Source organism: Arthrobacter sp. B1I2 (assembly GCF_030816485.1).
Classification (GTDB): Bacteria; Actinomycetota; Actinomycetes; order Actinomycetales; family Micrococcaceae; genus Arthrobacter.
In genome coordinates this window covers 902,847-922,099 of record NZ_JAUSYC010000001.1, presented here as the reverse complement: position 1 = coordinate 922,099, position 19,253 = coordinate 902,847, and the positions used below count along the sequence as shown (strand labels likewise).

General features: G+C 66.2%; 17 protein-coding genes. 8 read left to right on the top strand and 9 right to left on the bottom strand.

The window, feature by feature from the left end; all coding sequences use genetic code 11:
- Nucleotides 1-95 precede the first annotated feature (95 nt).
- The 3 genes from uriH to QFZ57_RS04315 are packed head-to-tail and all read left to right on the top strand — an operon-like array spanning nucleotide 96 to nucleotide 3,592.
- A complete protein-coding gene (gene uriH / locus QFZ57_RS04325) occupies nucleotides 96-1,202 on the top strand; it encodes a uridine-preferring nucleoside hydrolase UriH (protein ID WP_306898247.1) in 1,107 nt (368 codons plus the stop codon).
- Entirely contained in the window at nucleotides 1,203-2,633 is a 1,431-nt protein-coding gene (gene uriT, locus QFZ57_RS04320) for a uridine transporter UriT (protein ID WP_306898244.1), read from the top strand.
- Nucleotides 2,630-3,592 carry a ribokinase gene (locus QFZ57_RS04315; protein WP_306629218.1) on the top strand — a complete coding sequence of 321 codons (963 nt, stop codon included), beginning with the start codon at nucleotides 2,630-2,632 and terminating at the stop codon, nucleotides 3,590-3,592. The genes uriT and QFZ57_RS04315 overlap by 4 nt, the downstream gene beginning before the upstream one ends.
- A gap of 71 nt (nucleotides 3,593-3,663) precedes the next feature.
- On the opposite strand, the gene QFZ57_RS04310 is transcribed toward QFZ57_RS04315, so the two are convergent.
- From QFZ57_RS04310 to QFZ57_RS04285, 6 genes are read right to left on the bottom strand one after another with little or no spacing between them, the layout of a single operon-like run.
- Nucleotides 3,664-4,392, bottom strand: coding sequence for an SDR family NAD(P)-dependent oxidoreductase (locus QFZ57_RS04310; RefSeq protein WP_306898240.1), 729 nt, complete (start codon nucleotides 4,390-4,392; stop codon nucleotides 3,664-3,666).
- 37 nt (nucleotides 4,393-4,429) lie between these two features.
- Complete coding sequence (locus tag QFZ57_RS04305; RefSeq protein WP_306898239.1) at nucleotides 4,430-5,836, bottom strand: MFS transporter; 1,407 nt, start codon at nucleotides 5,834-5,836, stop codon at nucleotides 4,430-4,432.
- Nucleotides 5,837-5,879: 43 nt separating this feature from the next.
- Entirely contained in the window at nucleotides 5,880-6,800 is a 921-nt protein-coding gene (locus tag QFZ57_RS04300) for an amidohydrolase family protein (RefSeq protein WP_306898237.1), read from the bottom strand.
- A 52-nt stretch (nucleotides 6,801-6,852) separates the two neighbouring features.
- A complete protein-coding gene (gene ligK, locus QFZ57_RS04295; protein WP_306898235.1) occupies nucleotides 6,853-7,536 on the bottom strand; it encodes a 4-carboxy-4-hydroxy-2-oxoadipate aldolase/oxaloacetate decarboxylase in 684 nt (227 codons plus the stop codon).
- Nucleotides 7,537-7,553: 17 nt separating this feature from the next.
- The gene (locus QFZ57_RS04290) at nucleotides 7,554-8,579 is read right to left on the bottom strand and encodes an amidohydrolase family protein (RefSeq protein WP_306898234.1); all 1,026 of its coding nucleotides are present in this window, start codon (nucleotides 8,577-8,579) and stop codon (nucleotides 7,554-7,556) included.
- A complete protein-coding gene (locus QFZ57_RS04285) occupies nucleotides 8,576-9,796 on the bottom strand; it encodes a 4-oxalomesaconate tautomerase (RefSeq protein ID WP_306898233.1) in 1,221 nt (406 codons plus the stop codon). The genes QFZ57_RS04290 and QFZ57_RS04285 overlap by 4 nt, the downstream gene beginning before the upstream one ends.
- Before the next feature lie 216 nt (nucleotides 9,797-10,012).
- Here QFZ57_RS04285 and QFZ57_RS04280 point away from each other — a divergent pair, with 216 nt between their 5' ends.
- Entirely contained in the window at nucleotides 10,013-10,672 is a 660-nt protein-coding gene (locus tag QFZ57_RS04280; protein ID WP_306898232.1) for a GntR family transcriptional regulator, read from the top strand.
- A 72-nt stretch (nucleotides 10,673-10,744) separates the two neighbouring features.
- On the opposite strand, the gene QFZ57_RS04275 is transcribed toward QFZ57_RS04280, so the two are convergent.
- The 3 genes from QFZ57_RS04275 to QFZ57_RS04265 all read right to left on the bottom strand — a co-directional run bounded on the left by QFZ57_RS04275 (nucleotide 10,745) and on the right by QFZ57_RS04265 (nucleotide 14,030).
- Nucleotides 10,745-12,115 (bottom strand): DUF320 domain-containing protein, encoded by a 1,371-nt coding sequence (locus tag QFZ57_RS04275; RefSeq protein WP_306898231.1) that lies wholly within the window; start codon nucleotides 12,113-12,115, stop codon nucleotides 10,745-10,747.
- An 84-nt stretch (nucleotides 12,116-12,199) separates the two neighbouring features.
- On the bottom strand, nucleotides 12,200-13,042 hold the full coding sequence (locus QFZ57_RS04270; RefSeq protein ID WP_306898230.1) for a hypothetical protein: 843 nt from the start codon (nucleotides 13,040-13,042) through the stop codon (nucleotides 12,200-12,202).
- 340 nt (nucleotides 13,043-13,382) lie between these two features.
- Complete coding sequence (locus QFZ57_RS04265; RefSeq protein WP_306898228.1) at nucleotides 13,383-14,030, bottom strand: cyclodeaminase/cyclohydrolase family protein; 648 nt, start codon at nucleotides 14,028-14,030, stop codon at nucleotides 13,383-13,385.
- A gap of 146 nt (nucleotides 14,031-14,176) precedes the next feature.
- Here QFZ57_RS04265 and QFZ57_RS04260 point away from each other — a divergent pair, with 146 nt between their 5' ends.
- From QFZ57_RS04260 to QFZ57_RS04245, 4 genes are all read left to right on the top strand, one after another.
- On the top strand, nucleotides 14,177-14,974 hold the full coding sequence (locus QFZ57_RS04260) for an alpha/beta hydrolase (RefSeq protein WP_306898226.1): 798 nt from the start codon (nucleotides 14,177-14,179) through the stop codon (nucleotides 14,972-14,974).
- A 42-nt stretch (nucleotides 14,975-15,016) separates the two neighbouring features.
- Nucleotides 15,017-15,955, top strand: a complete 939-nt coding sequence (locus QFZ57_RS04255; protein ID WP_306898224.1) for a carbohydrate kinase family protein — start codon at nucleotides 15,017-15,019, stop codon at nucleotides 15,953-15,955.
- 180 nt (nucleotides 15,956-16,135) lie between these two features.
- Nucleotides 16,136-17,356 carry an MFS transporter gene (locus tag QFZ57_RS04250; protein ID WP_306898222.1) on the top strand — a complete coding sequence of 407 codons (1,221 nt, stop codon included), beginning with the start codon at nucleotides 16,136-16,138 and terminating at the stop codon, nucleotides 17,354-17,356.
- A 315-nt stretch (nucleotides 17,357-17,671) separates the two neighbouring features.
- Entirely contained in the window at nucleotides 17,672-19,195 is a 1,524-nt protein-coding gene (locus QFZ57_RS04245; protein WP_306898220.1) for an ABC transporter substrate-binding protein, read from the top strand.
- The last annotated feature ends 58 nt before the right edge of the window (nucleotides 19,196-19,253 follow it).

Below are 19,253 nucleotides of genomic sequence, written 5' to 3'. Positions count from 1 at the left end.
AACGCGGGCCTTGCGTTAAGCGTTTGACGTACGCCACAAAAGCCTGCCATGATCACTCCCGGAATACTGAAACCCTGGTGCACCGGCAGGCCCCAATGACGTGGAGAACCATCGTGGAACCAAACCCCCGGCCCCCGAAGGGCCAGCCCCGGAAGATCATCCTGGACTGCGACCCCGGCCACGACGACGCCGTGGCGCTGCTGCTCGCCCACGGCAACCCGGACATCGAACTGCTGGCCGTGACCACGGTGGTGGGCAACCAGACCCTCGAAAAAGTCACCCGCAACGCCCTGGCCGTTGGCACCATCGCCGGCATCACCGGTGTTCCCTTCGCCGCCGGCTGCCCGCGGCCGCTGGTCCGCAGCATCGAAACCGCGCCGGACATCCACGGCGAGTCCGGCATGGACGGCCCCGCCCTCCCCGAGTCCGCCATCGAGCTGGACCCGCGCCACGCCGTCGACCTCATCATCGACACCGTCATGGCGCACGAGCCCGGCACCGTCACGCTGGTGCCCACCGCAGGCCTGACCAACATCGCCATGGCCGCCCGCAAGGAACCGCGCATCGTGGAACGCGTCAAGGAAGTTGTCCTCATGGGCGGCGGCTACCACGTGGGCAACTGGAGCGCCGTGGCAGAGTTCAACATCATCATCGACCCCGAGGCCGCGCACATCGTCTTCAACGAGAAGTGGCCCGTGGTGATGGTGGGCCTGGACCTCACCCACCAGGCGCTGGCCACCCCGGACGTCGTGGAAAAGATCGCCGCGATCGGCACCACGCCGGCCAGGTTCGTCACCGAGCTGATGGACTTCTTCGCCCACACCTACAAGGACGCGCAGGGCTTCGACTATCCGCCCGTCCACGATCCCTGCGCCGTGGCCTACGTGATCGACCCCAGCATCGTCAGCACCCGCAAGGTTCCGGTCAACATCGAACTGCAGGGCACCCTCACCCTGGGCATGACGGTGGCGGACTTCCGCTCCCCCGCCCCCGCCGACTGCCACACCAGCGTGGCCGTGGACCTGGACCACGCACGCTTCTGGGACCTGGTCACCGACGCGCTGGAACGCATCGGCGAGCCGGGCACCAACAGCAACGCGGACGACGGCGAACGCAGCGAAGGCGCGGCGCCCACCAACGGCAGCGCGTCCGACGTCGTACGCCCGCAAAGTGCCCGCCTCACCGCCGGAGGGGTCAAGTAAATGGCTACCGCAACCATGGCCGAAACCAAGACCGGCCGCGGCAACATCGCCGCCCTCATGACCGCTCTGCTGGCAGCCTGCGTGGCCTTCCAGCTCAACGCCTCCATGCTCAGCCCCGCGCTGGTGACCATGGGCGAGGAACTGAAGACCGACCAGGCCGTCATCGGTCTCTCCCAGACCTGGTTCTTCACCGCCGCCGCGCTGTTCTCCCTGTTCCTGCCGCGCCTGAGCGACATCGTGGGCCGCAAGAAGGTCCTGGTGGGCATGATGGTGCTCATGGCCGTGGGCTCCGTCATCGCAGCCCTGGCCCCGGACATCACCTGGCTCTTCGTGGGCCGCATCATCCAGGGCGTCAGCGGGCCCACCGTGCCGCTCTGCCTGATCATGCTGCGCTCCGCCGTCAGCAACCCGCGCAAATACGGGACACTGATGGGCCTCATCACCGCCGTCAACGGCGGCGTGGCCGGCGTCGACTCCTTTGTGGGCGGCTACTTCGCCGAGCACTTCGGGTTCCGCAGCATCTTCTGGCTGATGGTGGTCCTGGCCGCCGCCGCCACCGCCCTTATTTTGTTCCTTGCCAACGAGAGCAAGCCTGCCGCGGGAACCCGGATGGACTGGCTGGGCGTGTTCTTTATCGTCGTTGCCGTGGGCGCCCTGCTGACCGCCCTGAATGAAGGCTCCAAGCTGGTGGCCGGCTTCTCATCAGCCACGCTGATGCTGAGCCTGGCCCTCGTGCTGGTTGCCGCCGTCGCGTTCTTTGCCTTCTGGCGCACCGAACAGCGCGCCGCCCAGCCGATGGTGGAAACCGTGCACCTGCGCCAGCGCTCCACCTGGGCGCCGCTGCTCACCACCACGCTCACCATGACCGGCATCTTTGCCGTGATCAACGGCATCGTTCCCGCCTACGTCCAGGCCGCCGACCCCGGCTTCGGCATGGGCCCCACGGAAATGTCGCTGATCATCCTCACCCCGTACGCCCTGCTGGGCTGGCTGGTGGGCCCGCTGAGCGGCAGGCTGGCACCGGTGCTCGGATACACCAGGGTGCTGCGGATCGGGCTGCTGGGCAGCATCGCGGCGCTCGCCATCATCGCGTTCCTCGGCCTGCACAGCCTGCCGCTGATGATCGCCGGCACGGTCTTGCTGGGCATCATGTACGCCGGTACGGTCAACATCATGCTCAACGGACTCGGCGTTGTCCTCTCGCCCGCCGGCAACCCCGGCTTCCTGCCCGGCATGAACGCCGGCGCCTTCAACCTGGGCGCGGGCCTGAGCTTCCTCATCCTGCCGGCCGTGCTGGTGGCGACGTCGTCACTCGGCGACGCGACGGCCTCCTACCTGACCGTCGTGGTCGTCGGCCTGGCCCTGACCGTCGCCGCGTTCGCGGCGTCACTCCTGATCCCCAAGCCGGTAGAGGCTGAGGTGGCAGCATGAGTGCCGCGGCTGAAAACACCGGCCGGATCGTCGTCGTCGGCTCCCTCAACGCAGACCTCACCATCTACTGCGAAAGGCTCCCGCAGCCCGGCGAGACGGTTCACGGCAATGGGTTCGTCGTGAACCCCGGCGGCAAGAGCGCCAACCAGGCCGTCGCCGCAGGACGGCTGGGCGGGCGCGTCAGCCTGGTAGGTGCCGTGGGGGAGGACGCCAACGGCGCCATGCTCGAAGCCTCGGTGGCCGGAGCGGGCGTGGACGTCAGTCATGTGCGCACGTCCAGCGAGCCTACCGGCGTTGCGGTGATCGCCGTGGACGCGCACGGCGAAAACAACATCATCATCTCCGCCGGCGCCAACGGCACCCTGTCCCCTGCCGACGTGGCCGGGGCTTCCGACGTCCTGGAGCAGGCCGCCGTGGTGAGCCTCTGCCTCGAGGTCAGCATGGACACCGTGCTGGCTGCCGCCCAGGCAGGGCACGACGGCGGAGCAACAGTCCTGCTGAACCTCTCGCCGTACGCGGAAATCCCCGCGGCCCTGGCCCAGCTGACGGACGTGCTGCTGGTCAACGCGCACGAGGCCGCGCTGTTCCTGGGTTCCTCGGTTCCCGGCGCCGGGGCACCTGCCGGCGAGTGGGATGCGGTGCGGGAGCGGTTTGCGGCCCATGGGATCCCGCAGGTCCTGGTGACTTTGGGTTCGCAGGGGTCCGTGGTGCTGGATTCGCTGCCCTCTTCCGGCTCCCGCGTGGCATTCGTGGCGCCCGCCCGGGTTGCTGCAGTGGACACCACCGGCGCGGGGGACGCTTTTACCGGAGCGGTGGCGGTGCGGCTGGCCGCGGGCGACGCGCTCGCCGATGCCGCAGCCTTCGCTTCCGTTGCCGCGGCCCTGGCCACCACCCGCAAAGGGACGCAGGCGGCGTACCCGGACACGGCCGACGTCGAGCGCCGCCTGCGTACGTCCTGACCCCCAATCGATTGCTCCGCACTTGTCGTTTTCGGGCCCGAAAACGACAAGTACTCAGCAATCGATGAGATCTAGAGTGTGACGCCGGTGTAGTCCGCGAGCTGCGCCAGGAGGGCGTCCTGGTACTTGGGGTCGTTGGCCGCAGGATGCGGCGTTTGCCGGTGCTGGTGGTACCAGTAGCCGCCACTGGCCAGGGCCTCGGGATCATCACTGGTGGCCAGCCACTCCTGGGTCCGGTGCCCCAGTTCCAGGTCATCCGGAGCTGACCGCCCGCCCATCCGGGTGGGCACCCAGCCGGGGTCGACGGCGTTGCTGGCGACGTGCGGCACCAGGCGGGCCAGCGCCGCCGACAGGGCAGTGACGTGCAGCTTCGTTGTGGAGTAGGAGGCCGTCGTCGTCCGTCCCGCCCAGTCCAGGTTGTCAAGGCCGGTGCCCCCGCCGCGGTGCATGCCGCTGCTGAGGTAGATGAGCCTGCGGGGGCCGGGGATGAGGGCGGTCAGCAGGTACGGGGCCACCACGTTCACGGGAAGCAGCGCGGCGCCGTTGAGCACGCCGGCGTTGTGGATCACGGCGTCGATATCGCCAATTGCGTTTGCCTGGTCCGCTATCTGCCGGACTTCCTCTGCGACGGCGAGGTCCCCGATAAGGCATTGCGCCCCGCGGTCCAGCAGATGCTGGACCGCGGGGCGCCGCCGGGAAGACCGGGCGTGCACGATCACCTCGTGGCCGTCCCGGAGCAGCGTGTCCGCCGTCGCGAGACCCAGCCCGTCCGCGGATCCGGTGATGAAAACGCGTGCCATGCGCGGCCCTCCCTGATTCTTAGTGTTGGCCCCTACGCTACTGCTGAGACACTCCCTTGCGTGTGCTGGCGGCGGCGCTTCCGTCCACCGGGCCGGCTGCAGGGTTGGCGCCGGTTGCGGCAAACAGGCGGGCCTTCCGGGTGGCGGGGCCGAAGATGGCCAGAGCGACTGCGCCGAACATCCATGTGCCGGCGATGAAGAAGAAGACGCTCTGATAGCCGCTGCCGTTGTAGAGGGCCGCGATGATCAGCGGGCCGGCGGCGTTCGACAGGCGGCCCAGGCCGTACGATACGCCGGTGCCCATGGAGCGCCCGTTGGTGTCGAAGAGTTCGGGGGAGTAGGCGTAGGCCAGTGCGGTGTAGCCGCGCTCGAACATGTTGACCAGGAAGCCGAACAGGACGATGAGTACAGGGTTGAATGTGAGCCCGTACAGCAGGCCGCACACGGCGATGACGCTGCCAAAGGCCACCAGGCACCATTTCCGCTCGAACCGGTCGGTGACAAGGGAGGCGAGGTAGGAGCCAAGCGGTGCGCCGACGGTGGTCAGCGCCACGTAGAAGATGGAGTTCTCAACGCTGAAGCCTTCCTTGGACAGGAGGGTCGGTGCCCAGCTGGAGTAGCCAAAGAAACCGATGGTCTGGGTGACCCAGAGGATAGTCAGCAGGGCGGTGGGCGCAAGGTACTTTTTCTGCAGCAGGAGCGTCAGGGGTGCCTTGGCGGCTTTGGGGGTCTCGACCGGTGCTGCAGGCTCGGGAAGTGCACCCTTCTCTGCGCTGACCGTTGCTTCAATCTCTTTCAGGATGGCGTCAGCTTTCGCGTAATCGCCCTTGTTCTCGTACCAGCGCGGGGATTCCTTCAGCCGCTTGGTGAACAGGATGAAGAGGATGCCCAGAGCGCCCCACACATAGACCAGGCGCCAGGTCCAGTCCGACAAGGGAACCACCAGGCTGGCGATGAGGTTGGTGGCCGGCGTGCCGCAGATGCCGATGACGATCGCGTACGCCTGGTACTTGCCGCGCTTGGCCGCGGGGAACAGTTCGTTGACGTAGATCACGGCAACGACTGTCATCGCGGAGAGGCCGGCCGAGGTCAGGATGCGGAAGAGGCCAAGCGACACGATGTCCCAGGAAAAGGCAGCGACCAGGGAAAACGCTGCGTACCAGAGCGTGGTGATGACCAGGGCGTTCTTGCGTCCCCACCGGTCGGCCATCCAGCTGGCGATGAGCGATCCGAAGAACATGCCCACAAAGGAGGCGGAGGTCACGTACGCCACCTGGTTGACGGTGACGCCCCACAGCTTGATCAGCTTCGGAACGGTTGTGGCGAAGCTGTTGATATCGGCGAACTCGAAGAAATAGGCAAACGAGACGGCCACCAGGGCGATCTTGTGGAATTTGGAAATGGGCAACCGGTCCAGCCGGTTGGCGGCGTTGGAATGCATCATTGGAATCCTTGGGGCAAAAGGTCAGGGGAGTCGGAGCGGCCGGTTAGGCGTTTTCGCCGGGCCAGTAGAGCTTCATGGGGTTGCTGACCAGCAGTTTCTGCTGCAGTTCAGCTGTGGGGGCCACGTGCGGGATGTAGTCCACCAGCAGCCCGTCATCAGGCATATGGCCGGTGAGGTTGGGATGGGGCCAGTCGGTTCCCCACAGCACGCGGTCCGGGAATTGTTCGACGACGGTGCGGCCGAACGAGACGACGTCACGGTATGGCTCGGCTTCCCCTTCCAGGGCCGGCGGCCCCGAGACGCTGAGCCGCTCGGGGCAGCTGACCTTGACCCAGACGTCGTTGTTCTTCACGAACCGCAGGAACCGGCTGAACTCAGGGCCGGTCACCGGCTTGGTCACGTCCGGCCGGCCCATGTGGTCGATCACCAGCGGTGTGGGCAGGGACCCGAAGAAACCTTCCAGGCCTTCCAGGTCCTGTCCTTCGAAGTAGATGACCACGTGCCAGCCCAGCGGGGCGATCCGGCGGGCGATTTCCGCCAGCTCCTCCTGGGGCGCCGCGTTGACCAGCCTTTTCAGGAAGTTGAACCGGACACCGCGCACGCCGGCAGCGTCGAGTCGCCGGAGCTCGGCATCGCTGATGTCCGGGCGGACGGTGGCCACGCCACGGGCGCGGCCACCGGCGGCCTGGACCGCGTCCACCATGGCGCTGTTGTCTGCGCCGTGGCAGGTGGCCTGGACGATGACGTTGCGGCTGATGCCCAGGTGGTCGCGCAGGGCGAAAAGTTGGTCCTTGCCGGCGTCACACGGAGTGTATTTGCGTTCGGGCGCGAAAGGGAACTCGGCTCCGGGCCCGAAGACGTGGCAGTGGGCGTCTACCGCGCCGGCCGGAAGCGTGAAGCGGGGCGTGGACGGGTTGCTGTACCAGTCGAGCCACCCCGGTGTCTTGGTGAATGTGGTGTCCATAGTGTTCCTTTGCCCGGCTGCGGGTTGGTCCGTTTGGGTGGTTGAGTCCGCGTTAGTCGACATACCGCAGTCCGGCAGCTTCGAGCGGTCCGCGCATGTTGTAGATGTCCAGGCCGAGTTCTCCGTTGGCAAAGCGGAGGCGTTTCGCATCTTCGTTGTCCTCGCGTTTACGGGCCGCTTCCGCTACTTCCGCAGCACGGGCGGCCGGAACCACTACAACGCCGTCGACGTCCGCAATCACCACGTCGCCCGGGTTGACCAGTGCGTTGGCGCAGATAACCGGGATGTTCACGGATCCGAGGGTGGCCTTAACGGTGCCCTTGGAGTTGATGGCGCGGCTGAAGACGGGGAAATCCATGTCCTGGAGGGTGGCGACGTCGCGGCAGCCGCCGTCGATGATCAGCCCCCGGGCGCCGCGGGCTTTGAGTGAGGTGGCGAGCAGGTCGCCGAAGAAGCCGTCTTCACTTTCGGTGGTGCAGGCTGCGACGACGACGTCGCCGGGCTGGACCTGTTCGGCGGCAACGTGCATCATCCAGTTGTCTCCGGGCTGGAGCAGCACGGTGACGGCCGTGCCGCACATGCTGGCCCCGGCGTAGACGGGGCGGATGTAGGGGCGCATGAGGCCCAGGCGGCCCATGGCTTCATGGATGGTTGGGACGCCGAACTCCGAGAGGGCTTTGACGTCCTGCTCTGCTGCGCGGGTGATTGATGTGTGGACAACGCCTAGTTCCTGCATATTTTTTCTCCTGGCTGTTAGCGCCCCTGCTGCTTAAGCAGGGCGTTGAGGCGGGGGTAGACGGTTCGGGCGTTGTGTTCCTGGATGGCCGCCTGGTCTGCTTCGTTCAACCCCGCCGCGTCAATGTAGCGGTGCGTGTCGTCGAAGTTGTGTCCGGTGCAGGGGTCGATGTCGCGGACGGCGCCGATCATTTCGGACGCGAACAGGATGTTCCTGGTGGGAATGACGTCCAGGAGCAGGTCAATGCCCGGCTGGTGGTAGACGCAGGTGTCGAAGAAGACGTTGCCCAGCAGGTGCTCCTCCAGGGCGGGCTTTCCCAGCGCCATGGCCAGTCCCCGGAAGCGTCCCCAGTGGTAGGGGACTGCCCCGCCGCCGTGCGGGATGACCAGTTTCAGGGTGGGGAAATCTGCGAACAGGTCGCCTTGGATGAGTTGCATGAATGCCGTGGTGTCCGCGTTGAGATAGTGCGCGCCGGTGGTGTGGAAGGCCGGGTTGACGCTGGTGCTGACGTGGACCATGGCGGGAATGTCGTACTCGACCATCTTTTCGTAGATCGGGTACCAGTATCGGTCGGTCAGCGGGGGAGCGGTCCAGTGCCCGCCGGACGGGTCCGGGTTCAGGTTCAGCGCCACGGCGCCGTATTCCTCCACGCAGCGGGTCAGTTCGGGGATGCAGGTGGCGGGGTCAACGCCGGGGGACTGGGGAAGCATGGCGGCCGGGACGAACCGGTCCGGGTAGAGCTGGCTGACCCGGTGGCAAAGCTCGTTGCAGATCGCAGCCCACTCGGCGGAGGTCTCGAGCGAGCCGACGTGGTGGGCCATGAAGGACGCCCGGGGTGAGAACACCGTGAGGTCGATGCCGCGCTCGTCCATGAGCCGCAACTGGTTCGCTTCGATGCTTTCCCGCAGTTCGTCGTCGGAGATCAACAGGTCAGCCGGGGACGGTGCCAGGGTGGGGTCCTGCAGCGCGGCGACCTGCCGGTCCCGCCACTGGCCCAGGGCGGCGGGGGCCGTGGTGTAGTGGCCGTGGATATCGATAATCACAGTGTGTGCTCCTGGAAAGAGAGGTGTGCGGGAACCATGACGGCGCCTGCCATGAGAAGCCGGGCGGTGCGGATCAGTGCTGACTTGACCACCTTGGTGGGGTTTTCGGCGTCCAGGCCGAGCTGGACGGTGAATTCGCCGCTGGGGTGTTCCACGGAGACCGTGGGCGCTGCGCCTTCCGGGAGGACGGCCACGTCATGTGCCACGGTTCCCTTGAGGATTGCGGCGGTCGCGGCGGTGACGGCAGCGAGCACCCCGATGGATTCGTGGCAGACGTGCGGGATGAAACTGCGGGTGTTGACTGCACTACCCGCAGCGGGAGGCGAAACCAGCGTCATTTTCGGGTAATTCTTGTCCCTTACGTCCCCGAGGCCCATGAGTTTTCCGCATGTCAGACGCAGATCCTCAAGGCGGGCCTTGAGCTCGGCGTCCTTGTTAAGGTCGACGGCGGACTCCCGCCCCGTGCGCCCCAGGTCACCGGCGTTGATGATCACCAGCGGTTGTCCGTTGTCGATGCAGGTCACGTCCACCGGGCCCACCCCGGCGACGTCGACGGTGTCGCGAACGTTGCCGGTGGGCAGCAGCGAGTCGCAGACCGAACCCGCAGTGTCCAGGAAGTTAATGGTCACCGGTGCGGCTGTACCGGGGACGCCGTCGATCCGGGCGTCCCCGGCGTATTCGACGTACCGTCCTGCCGTTCCCAAGGGTGTCTGGACCGTAATCTCGGCCACCATGCCCGTGTTCAAGGTGAGGACGCGGGCAGTGGTGGTGTCGCCGTCGGGCGTTAGAAGTCCGGACTCAATTGCGAAGGGGAGCGCGGCCGCCAGCATGTTCCCGCAGTTGGGGGTGGTGTCTACGGTCCCGCCAGCGGGCTGCAGCTGGGCGAACAGGAACTCCAGGTCCACGCCTTCCCGGCCGCTGGTGGAAACTATCCCGGCCTTGCTGGTCAACGGGTGGGCGCCGCCCAGCCCGTCAATCTGCCGGGGGTCCGGTGATCCCATTGCCGCCAACAGCACTGCGTCCCGTGCGGGTATGTCAGCGGGGAGATCGGCGCCCCGGAAGAACGGACCCTTTGACGTCCCGCCGCGCATGAACCAGCACGGTACCGGGGTCTGTCCGGCTGCCCGGTGCTTGCCATCGCCTGGTTCGGAGCTGGTGTCCGGGGCCAGTGCGCTAACGCTGCCCGTGCTGGCCGCCAGGGGAATGCCCTCATCCATGGTTTGTCCTTTGGTGATGTGGGAGGGCGCCCTCGGAAACGACGCCGTCGCCTCAAGTGAACCAAGTTACATTCAGGATTGTCAACAATTTCTTGTACATTTATGTTTACGTTTGGTTCGACTTCGCCCGCTTCCGGATGGAGAAGGCCAAGTAGGCTGGTACAAAGTTGTTGACAATATTGCTTGCTCTGAACAGGGGCATGGAGGTGGCAAGGCATGGAAACCGTCGAAGGCATCACGGGCCGCTCCCTCACGGTTGCTGAACTGGTGGGTGTGCTGAGGTCTGCCATCGTGGCCGGGGACCTCGTGCCGAACCAGCGCTTGGTGGAAGCGGACCTTGCCGCCGAATATGGGGCCAGCAGGGGAAACATCCGCGCGGCCTTGGCGGAATTGACCGTGGAAGGTCTGGTGGAGCGGGTTCAAAACCGGGGTGCCCGGGTACGCGCGGTTTCCGTGGAGGAAGCCGTGGAGATCACCGAGGTCCGTGCTGCCCTTGAGGCTTTATGTGCCCGGAAAGCGGCCGAGCGGATCAGCGATGACGAGGCCGCCGAGCTTCAGGAGCTCGCCCGGTGTATGAAGGATGCCGTGGAGCGTGGCGACCGGGACTCCTATTCGGAGTGCAACCAGATCCTGCACGCCAGGGTCATCGAGATCAGCGCACAGCAAACGGCGGCCGCTACAATCCATCGGCTCCGCGGCCAGGCGGTGCGCTTCCAGTTTCGGCTTGCCCGGCAGCCCGGGCGGCCGGCAGTTTCGCTGCCCCAGCACCTCGCGATCATCGACGCCGTCTGCGCGCATGACCCCGACGCGGCTGCCGAGGCCATGCGGGTTCATTTGGAAAGCGTCGCCGACGTAATCCGCTCGACGCACGCCTAGTTTCAATTTCTTTCGTTCATGCCCGGGCTGCGGCCTGACTGCACGTGCAGTCAGGCCACAGCCCTGGACTGATTAGCTCCGCTTGCGACGAAGGACCAGCGTCAGCACTCCTCCGAAGGCAAGGAGCAGCAGGCCCACCATCAACATGCCGGTATCGACGCCTGTGTTGGCAAGGACGGTTGGGGCGGAAGAGAAGCCCGTCGACGTCGGCGCAGCGTTCGTAGTTGCTGCGCGGACTTCAGAGCTACCTGCCGAAGGCTGGCTTGCCGGGAGTGCCGCGACCGGAAGGGTCACTGCGGGCGGGGTGACGACGGGCGGGGTGACTACCGGGGGAGTGACGACCGGCGAGGTGACGGCCGGGGGATTAACCACGGGGGGAGTGACGAGCGGCGAGGTGACGACCGGGGGGTTCACTACCATGGCTGTCGTATCGCCCGTGACACCGACTGAGGTGGCGCCCAGGGAGATTGGAACGGTGATCGGTGCGAAGACCTGCGTTCCGGAGAGGATTCCGTCATTGCCGCTGGTGGCGGCGGGTGCCGGGGCTGGTGCCGCAACGGGCGCGCTAGTTTCCGTGCTGGCTGCAGAGTCACCCAGTAGTCCTACTGACGTGGCGTCGAGGTTAATCGGAACGGTGATCGGTGCGACGATCTGGGTTCCGGAGAGAATCCCGTCCGCTCCGCTGGTGGAGGCGGCGGGTGCCGGAGCAGATGCCGGCGCCGAAGCGGTACCGGGGGTGCCTACGCCTTCAGCGCTCGCAGCCGAGTCGCCGAGCAGGCCCAGCGAAGTAGCGCCGAGGTTGACCGGTGCGGTGATCGGGGCGACGATCTGGGTTCCGGAGAAGACGCCGTCGCTGCCGCTCGTGGAAACTGTGGGGGTCGGAGCAGGTGAAGGAGCGCTGGTGTTCTCAACGCCCGCGGCCGAGTCGCCGAGCAGGCCCAGTGAGGTGGCGCCGAGGTTGACCGGTGCGCTGATCGGGGCGACGATCTGGGTTCCGGAGAAGACGCCGTCGCTGCCGCTCGTGGAAGCTGTGGGGGTCGGAGCGGGTGAAGGGGCGCTGGTGTTCTCAACGCCCGCGGCCGAGTCGCCGAGCAGGCCCAATGAGGTGGCGCCGAGGTTAATCGGAACGGTGACCGGGGTGACGATCTGGGTTCCGGAGAGAATCCCCTCCGCTCCGCTGGTGGAGGCGGCGGATGCCGGGGCTGGTACCGCTGCGGGCGTGCCTGCGCCTTCAACGCTCGCGGCGGAGTCCCCAAGCAGGCCCAGTGAGGTGGCGCCGAGGTTGATGGGAATGTTGATGGGGGCTACCACCTGGGTGCCGGACAGGAGCCCGTCAGCCCCGGAAGTGGTGTCCGCTGCGGTGGCAGCCACGCCACCAAAAGCCAAAAGGCCGCCTGCGAAAGCGGTGCCGAGCAGGCACCTGCGGATGTTGCGATGCGTCATTGGAGTTCTCCTGAAAGTTGTATTGGGCCTACTGCTTAGCCCGGAAATGGCTCGTTTCCGCAGAGGGATGCGGAGAGGCCTCAACTAGTCAGGAGATGATCCGGGGTCGAATGACACCGGCGCGGGGGTGGCGAGCAGACTGCCCTGGACGGCGGCTGTACCGGCCGCGGGGACTACGAAGTGCTGGGGGCTAAGCCATGCAGGCATCGCCGAACCGCCGCTGGACGAGCTGCTTCCGCCCGTGGTGGCGCCCGGTGTGGCGGGAAGTGCATCCGACGAGCCGTGTACCGGCGCGTCTTCCGGGCTGGACTCGGACAGCAACGGAAGCGCCGCCTCGGAGTCCATCCGGGCGTCACAGGCCGGCTCCTTGCCGTGCAAGGTTTTGGAGCTGAGGGCGCGGGCGGAACCCGCCCCAGCGGTGTCCGCCGCCGCTTCACCAGGCTGGGCAGCCGCCGGATCGCCCAGCTGCTGCAGTTCAGTAACAGCAGGAACAGTAGCCGCCGACGCGGCCCCGGATACAGTCGAGTCGATGACATCCGTGACCGCAGGGAGAGCCGCATCGGGCTCTACTTCCGGGACAGTCACGGGCAATGGCGCAGCGCTGATGATCGGCTCAAGGACGGGGTCAAGGGGTTCGAGGGCTCTGCTGGCCAAGGGAACAACGGTCCCAAGGGCACTGTCGGCGACGCCATCCACAGTGCCAACGACGGGGTCGACCACTGCCGCCACGGTGCCACCCGGCACTACCTGGTTGATCACCGGAACAGCCTGCACAACGTGGTCGGCCAGGGCGCTGGCATCCTCCACGACCGGGCGGAGGGACGGGACCGTGACGAGCGTTGGGACGGTGGAGGCGGGGGCCTCCGCCCAGTCACCGCCCAGTCCTGCTTCCACCGGATCCAGGACATCTTTCGCCTGGTGGGTCACAGCGGCGGTCGCTGAGCTTAGTGAGGACCCAACGGTTCCCAGAAGGGAATCACGTGAAGTGGAAGAGTCCGCGGATGCGCTGGCAGCTGAGAGGACCATCCAGGATGCAACGGCTGCTACGGCCAGCAGAAGGGGTCGGAGGAACGCCCAAGCATCGAGCTCTGACTTCACTTAGTACGCCTCCCCCCAGAGATGGCTCCTGCAAGCAATGCTGTCCACCATAAGCGCAGGTCAAGCGGGAAGTCCAGTCAATAGAGGAACTAAATAAGAGGGAACTTTCGGTTACCCTAAAGCGTTTCGAAGGCTTTTGGCGGCCCGTTGCCCCCGGTGCAGTACAAAGTCAGGCAGCGTCGGTGGGCGCGGCGCGGTTGTCAATCGCAGCCGTCAGTTCGTCGATGCGGTCCATGGCGTCGTTAAGTTTCTTGACGGCGGCCCACAGCTCCGGCTGCTGCTCCCGGACCTGATCAAGGCTGGTACCCGCCGAGCGGAGCGATCCCAGGTCAAAGCTGACATTGGTGCGTGCCCCGGCCACAGCGGCGCGGAGGGCGCCGAACGCGACCACGACGTCCGCAACCAGGGACCGGTTGCCTTTGGTTGCCAGCCAGGCGAGGTCGTCAATGGCCTCAATGGCCCGCTCGCCAAGGACGGCAGAGGCTGCCGCGGCATCCACGGAAGCGCGGCGGATCGCTTCGTCACGCTCCCGGCCGGGCTCCAGCCGGAAGGCGGCGCCGAATGCCTTGGAAGCGGACGCATCGTCATCTGCCAGGCCCAGGGCTTCCTCACGCAGTGCGCGTGCCCGCGCCCGTATCCGTGCCGGTTCCCCGCCGTCGTCCTCGCTGTAGCCAGCCACCATGGACGTCAGGGAAGCGGCCACGGCGAGCATCAGCCCTGTCCCCGCCCCTCCGCCCGGTGAACCCGTCGACTCCGCCAGCGCGCGCGTCCATTCTTCTACGGTGGACCCCTGCGTGGTCACTTCAGGCTTTTCCATGTCAGGAAGCGTCCCCAGACATGCGCGCGGCTAAACGGCAGAAGGCCACGGCGTCACGCACCACGCGCCTCTGGCCCACTTTTAGGCGGGCGGCGGCCGGAAATCCGGGGCCCGGCTGCCGGGTTCAACCTATAAAGTGGGCCAGTGTGACGCGACGCTACCGCTATGAGTACGGGCCGGACCGCAGCCAGTGGGGCGAGCTGTTCCTCCCCGACCTTCCCGAGGGTGGGAAACACCGCGGCGTGGTGGTGGTGATCCACGGCGGCTACTGGCGCTCCACATACGGTGCCGAACTGGGGGAACCGCTGGCGCAGGACCTGGCGGAGCACGGCATGGCTGCGTGGAACCTGGAGTACCGGCGTGCCGGCAACGGTGGCGGCTGGCCGGGCACCTTCCAGGACATCCTTGCGGGCATCGACAAGCTGGCCGACCTGGCAGAACCACACGCGCTGGACCTGGGCAAAGTGGTGGCGCTGGGCCATTCCGCCGGCGGGCACCTGGCAGTTTGGGCGGCGGGAAGGCGCCGGCTGGATGCGCCTGGGCCGGCGGAAGACGGCCCCGTGGAAAACATTGACGACGGCGTCCGACTCACCGGGGTGGTGAGCCAGTCGGGCGTCCTCAACCTGGCCGAGGCCGAACGGTTCAACCTCAGCAACGGTGCGGTGGCCAACTTCCTGGGCGGGCCGTCGTCGGAATTTCCGGAACGGCACCGGTGCGCGGATCCCATGTCGGCGCTGCCGCTGGACATTCCCGTCCACGCCGTGCACGGCGAGGAAGACGAAGACGTCCCCCTGAGCGTGTCCGCCACCTATGTTGACGCCAGCCAGGCGGGACCCGTGCCGGCCCGGCTGGTCATGGTGCCGGGGGACCACTTCGCGCTGATTGACGTGACGGCGGCGGCGTATCTCACGTGCCGGGAACTGGTTGGCCGGTTGCTTCGCTGACACGAACTGCTGACGCTGTCGCGTTTCTGGCAGAGTATGAGCATGCTCACAGTTATCGGCGAAGGCCTTGTTGACGTTGTCCAGCGCGCCTCCGGCATCGAGGCCCACGTGGGCGGCAGCCCACTCAACGTTGCGGTGGGCCTGGCCCGGCTGGACCACCCGGTGCAGTTCATCGGCCGTTATGGCCGGGACGCCTACGGGGACTCGGTGGCCGTGCACCTGCGCGCCAGTTCGGTGATGCTTCCGGTGCCGCCGGACGACCTGCCTACCAGCGTGGCCACCGCCTTGATTGACGACGACGGCGCCGCCACCTACACGTTCGACCTCACCTGGGAGCTCCCGGGCATCGCTGACCGGCTGGGCTTCATGCTGCAGGGCACCACCCTGCTGCACACGGGGTCCATTGCCACGATGCTGGCTCCCGGGGCAACCGAGGTGCTGGCCGCCGTCGAATACGCCCACCCGTCTGCCACCATCAGCTTCGACCCCAACTGCCGGCCCAGTATTGTCACGGATGTGGACTTCGCGCGCCGGCAGGCAGAAAAGTTCGTGACGCTTGCCGACGTGGTGAAGGCCTCGGATGAGGACCTGGAATGGCTCTATCCGGGACAGGACGTGCTGGATTCGGCGCGCAAATGGCTGGCGCTGGGCGGCTCCGAAGGCCCTGCGATGGTGGTGGTCACCCGGGGCGCGGAAGGGCCATGGGGTGTCTGCCGGTCCGGGGAAGCGTCAGTCGCGGCCCCCAAGGTGGAGGTGGCGGATACCGTGGGGGCCGGCGACTCCTTCATGGCCGCACTGTTGTCCGGCCTGGTGGACCGGGAACTGGATGGCGCCCAGAACCGCGCGGAGCTTCGGGACCTGCCGGCAGAAGGGCTTGCTGAACTCCTTGAGCATGCAGCCAGGGCGGCGGCCGTCACGGTGTCCCGTCCGGGCGCGAACCCTCCCACCCGGGCGGAGTTGAACGCCCCGGCGGAGGAGTAGGCCGGCAGACGGGCAGGGAGGTCTTGTCCGGGTCGCTCTGCCCATCCGTCCCGTGGATACCAGCTATGCCAAATCCGTGATTCCCGGATGGCCCAACGATCGTCACAGTGAGGGAAGTCACTTTCGGTGCCCAGGCGGCACCGGTCCCTCCGTGACCATGAACAGGCTAAGGAAGATTCAATGGAGAATATTCAGCTCACGGGTGCTGCCCGGAATGGGGCGCCGGGACCTTCGGAGCAGCCCAGGGCAGGACGGCTGCAGGCGGCCCTCCTGGTGGCCGGCAGCTGCATGCCGGTCCTCGGGGCGGTCCTGCTGGCACCGGTCCTGCCCACGCTTAACCAGGCTTTTGCCGATACCCCCGGCGTAGCCATTCTGGTCCCGCTCACGCTTACCCTGCCCGCCCTGTTCGTGGCACTGTTTTCTCCCCTGGCGGGATGGGTGGCGGACCGGGTGGGCCGCAAGCAGCTGCTGGTCTTCGCGATGCTGGCATATGCCGTGTTCGGAACGGCGCCGCTATGGCTCGGCTCCCTGGCCTCGATCGCCCTTTCCCGGGTAGGCGTGGGCATAGCCGAAGCCGCCATCATGACCTGTTGCACCACCCTCCTCACCGACTACTACGCCGGCGAGCAGCGCAACAAGTACCTGGGGCTGCAGACCATGGTCAGCGCGCTCGCCGCGACCGCCTTCTTTGCCCTGGGCGGCGCCTTGGGCAGCATCAGCTGGCGGACCCCGTTCTGGCTTTACGCCGCCAGCGCAGTGATTGTCGTCCCCATGGTCTTTAAGCTCTGGGAGCCCGACAAGACCCAGCGCAACCCGGCGGCCAGGACCCCCGTGCCCTGGCGGCAGATCGGCGCCCCGGCTGCCGTCACGCTATTCGGCGGGATTGTTTTCTACGCCCTCATCGTGCACCTGCCATATGTCATCACCGGCCTGGGCGTTGCCGACGCAGCGCTCATCGGCCTCGCCGCAGCCATCGCCTCCCTCGCCACAGCAGCGGGCGCCATCTCTTTCCGCTTTCTGGCGAAGCTGGGGACGCGAAACCTGCTGGCACTGGCGTTCGGGCTGGCCGCCGTCGGACTGTTCCTCGTCTCCATCGCCGGCAACGTGCCGCTGGCCATTACGGGAGCGGTGGTTGCCAGCGCGGGAACCGGTGTCCTGCTGCCCACCCTCCTGACCTGGGCAGTGAACGGACTCGAATACCAGCAGCGCGGACGCGGGACGGGAATCTGGACCGGGACTCTGTTCATCGGGCAGTTCCTGACCCCCATCGTCATTGGGGTGGCAGCCGGCGCCCTGGGAAACCTCAGCGTGGCCCTCGGTGCACTCGGTGTTGCCTGCGCGGGGGCGCTCCTGGCCGTCCTTCTCCGCGGACCCCGGGTGGCGCCGCTCATCCATACCTGAGCTGAACAGCGCTGCGGCGCGGAACAGGGGCCTCCTCCGGCAAATTGCTGGGGGAGGTCCCTGTTCGTGTCAGGCGGGGGTTTACCCCGCAGCGTCCACCGCCCAGCTTTTACAAGTTCCTGGTATTCGCCTCGTGAATAGTAGGTAGATGAATCGCTGGATTCCTGAATGGCCGCACCGCCGCCATTGTTAATGCAACCAGCCTGACAACCGGTTGTCAGAAGGGGCAGACCACGCTTTTGTGCCCCTGCCGGATCAGGCACCGAACAAGCAATCAGTGACGATTCTTAGGAGCCAACAATGAAGTTAGGTCCCATGGCGGCAACAACTGCCGTCGCTCTCAGCGCCGCACTGGCGCTTACCGCCTGCGGCGGCAGCAGCAGCGGCAGTGCGCAGGGCGCGGCCCCCGGAAAGCCCACCGTTACTTCCCTGACCCTGGGCGCACTGCAGGACGTCACCTCCTGGGATCCCGCACAGGCGGGCGTAGGTAACGCACTGCAGCCTTACCAGATCGCGTACGACTCCTTGCTGCTCCGCGAACCGGACGGCAAGCTCAGCCCGATGCTGGCGACGGCGTGGAAGTACAACGACACCAAGACGGTCCTGACCGTTGACCTGCGGACGGATGTTACTTTCAGCGATGGCGCCAAGTTCGACGCTGAGGCAGCCAAAGCCAATATCGATCACTTCAAGAAGGCGAATGGTCCGCAAATGTCCCAGCTGGCTTCCGTCTCGGAAGCCAAGGTCGTGGATGCTGACACTGTGGAGCTTGGCCTCAAGGCGCCGGATCCGGCCCTGGAGTATTACCTGAGCCAGGCAGCCGGCCTGATGGGCAGCCCCAAGGCCCTCGAAACCGAGGCCATCAAAACCGAGTCTGTGGGCAGTGGGCCCTACGTGATGGACAAAGCTTCCACCGTGAAGAACTCCCAGGCCGTATTCAACGCCCGGGAGGGCTACTGGAATAAGGACCTGCAGAAGTTCAGCAAGGTCTCGTACAAAGTTCTGACCGACATTACGGCACGCACCAACGCCCTCGTCTCAGGTCAAGTGGATGCTGCGATTCTTGACCCCAAGACGGGCAAACAGGCCGAGGGCGCGAGGATGAAGCTCGAAAGCAACCAGGTGGATTGGCAGGGCCTTATCCTGTTCGACCGGGACGGCACCAAGAACCCTGCGTTGAAGGACGTCCGCGTCCGGCAGGCCATCAATTACGCGTTTGACCGCAAGACGATCCTGGACCAGGTCCTGCTGGGCCAAGGCACTCCGACGTCGCAGCCCTTCGGCAAGGATAGCGGCGCCTGGCTGGACGAACTGGAAAACAGGTACCCTTATGATCCCGCCAAGGCAAAGGCCCTCTTGAAGGAAGCCGGCTACGAATCCGGAGTCGTCCTGGACGTTCCGCTGGTACCGGCGTTCGAAACGCAAATCAACGTCTTGAAGCAGCAGTTGGCTGATGTGGGAATCAGTTTGAACGCCGTTGGATGGTCCGGTCCCAGCTTCCCCAGCGATGTCGCCGCCCAGAAGTACACCAGCATGTACTTCTCCCTGTTCCAGGGCGAACCGTGGGTAGCCATCAACCAGCTTGCCTCAACCCGGGCCTTCTACAACCCCTTCAAGAACACCACGCCGGAACTGCAGGCGAAGATCGACGCCGTCCAGAAGGGCGGCGGAGATTCGGCCAAGCTGGCGCAGGAAGTGAACCGGTACGTCGTCGAGGAAGCATGGTTCGCTCCTCTGTTCCGGATCAACCAGATGTACTACCACAATGACAAGGTCAACGTCACGCCGCAGATCCAGCAGGCTGTTCCGTCGATCTACAACTACTCACCCGCCAAGTAGCACCCCTTTCAAGCCACCCACCGTGTCCGGCCGCCGAAAGCCGCCGCCGGACACGGTG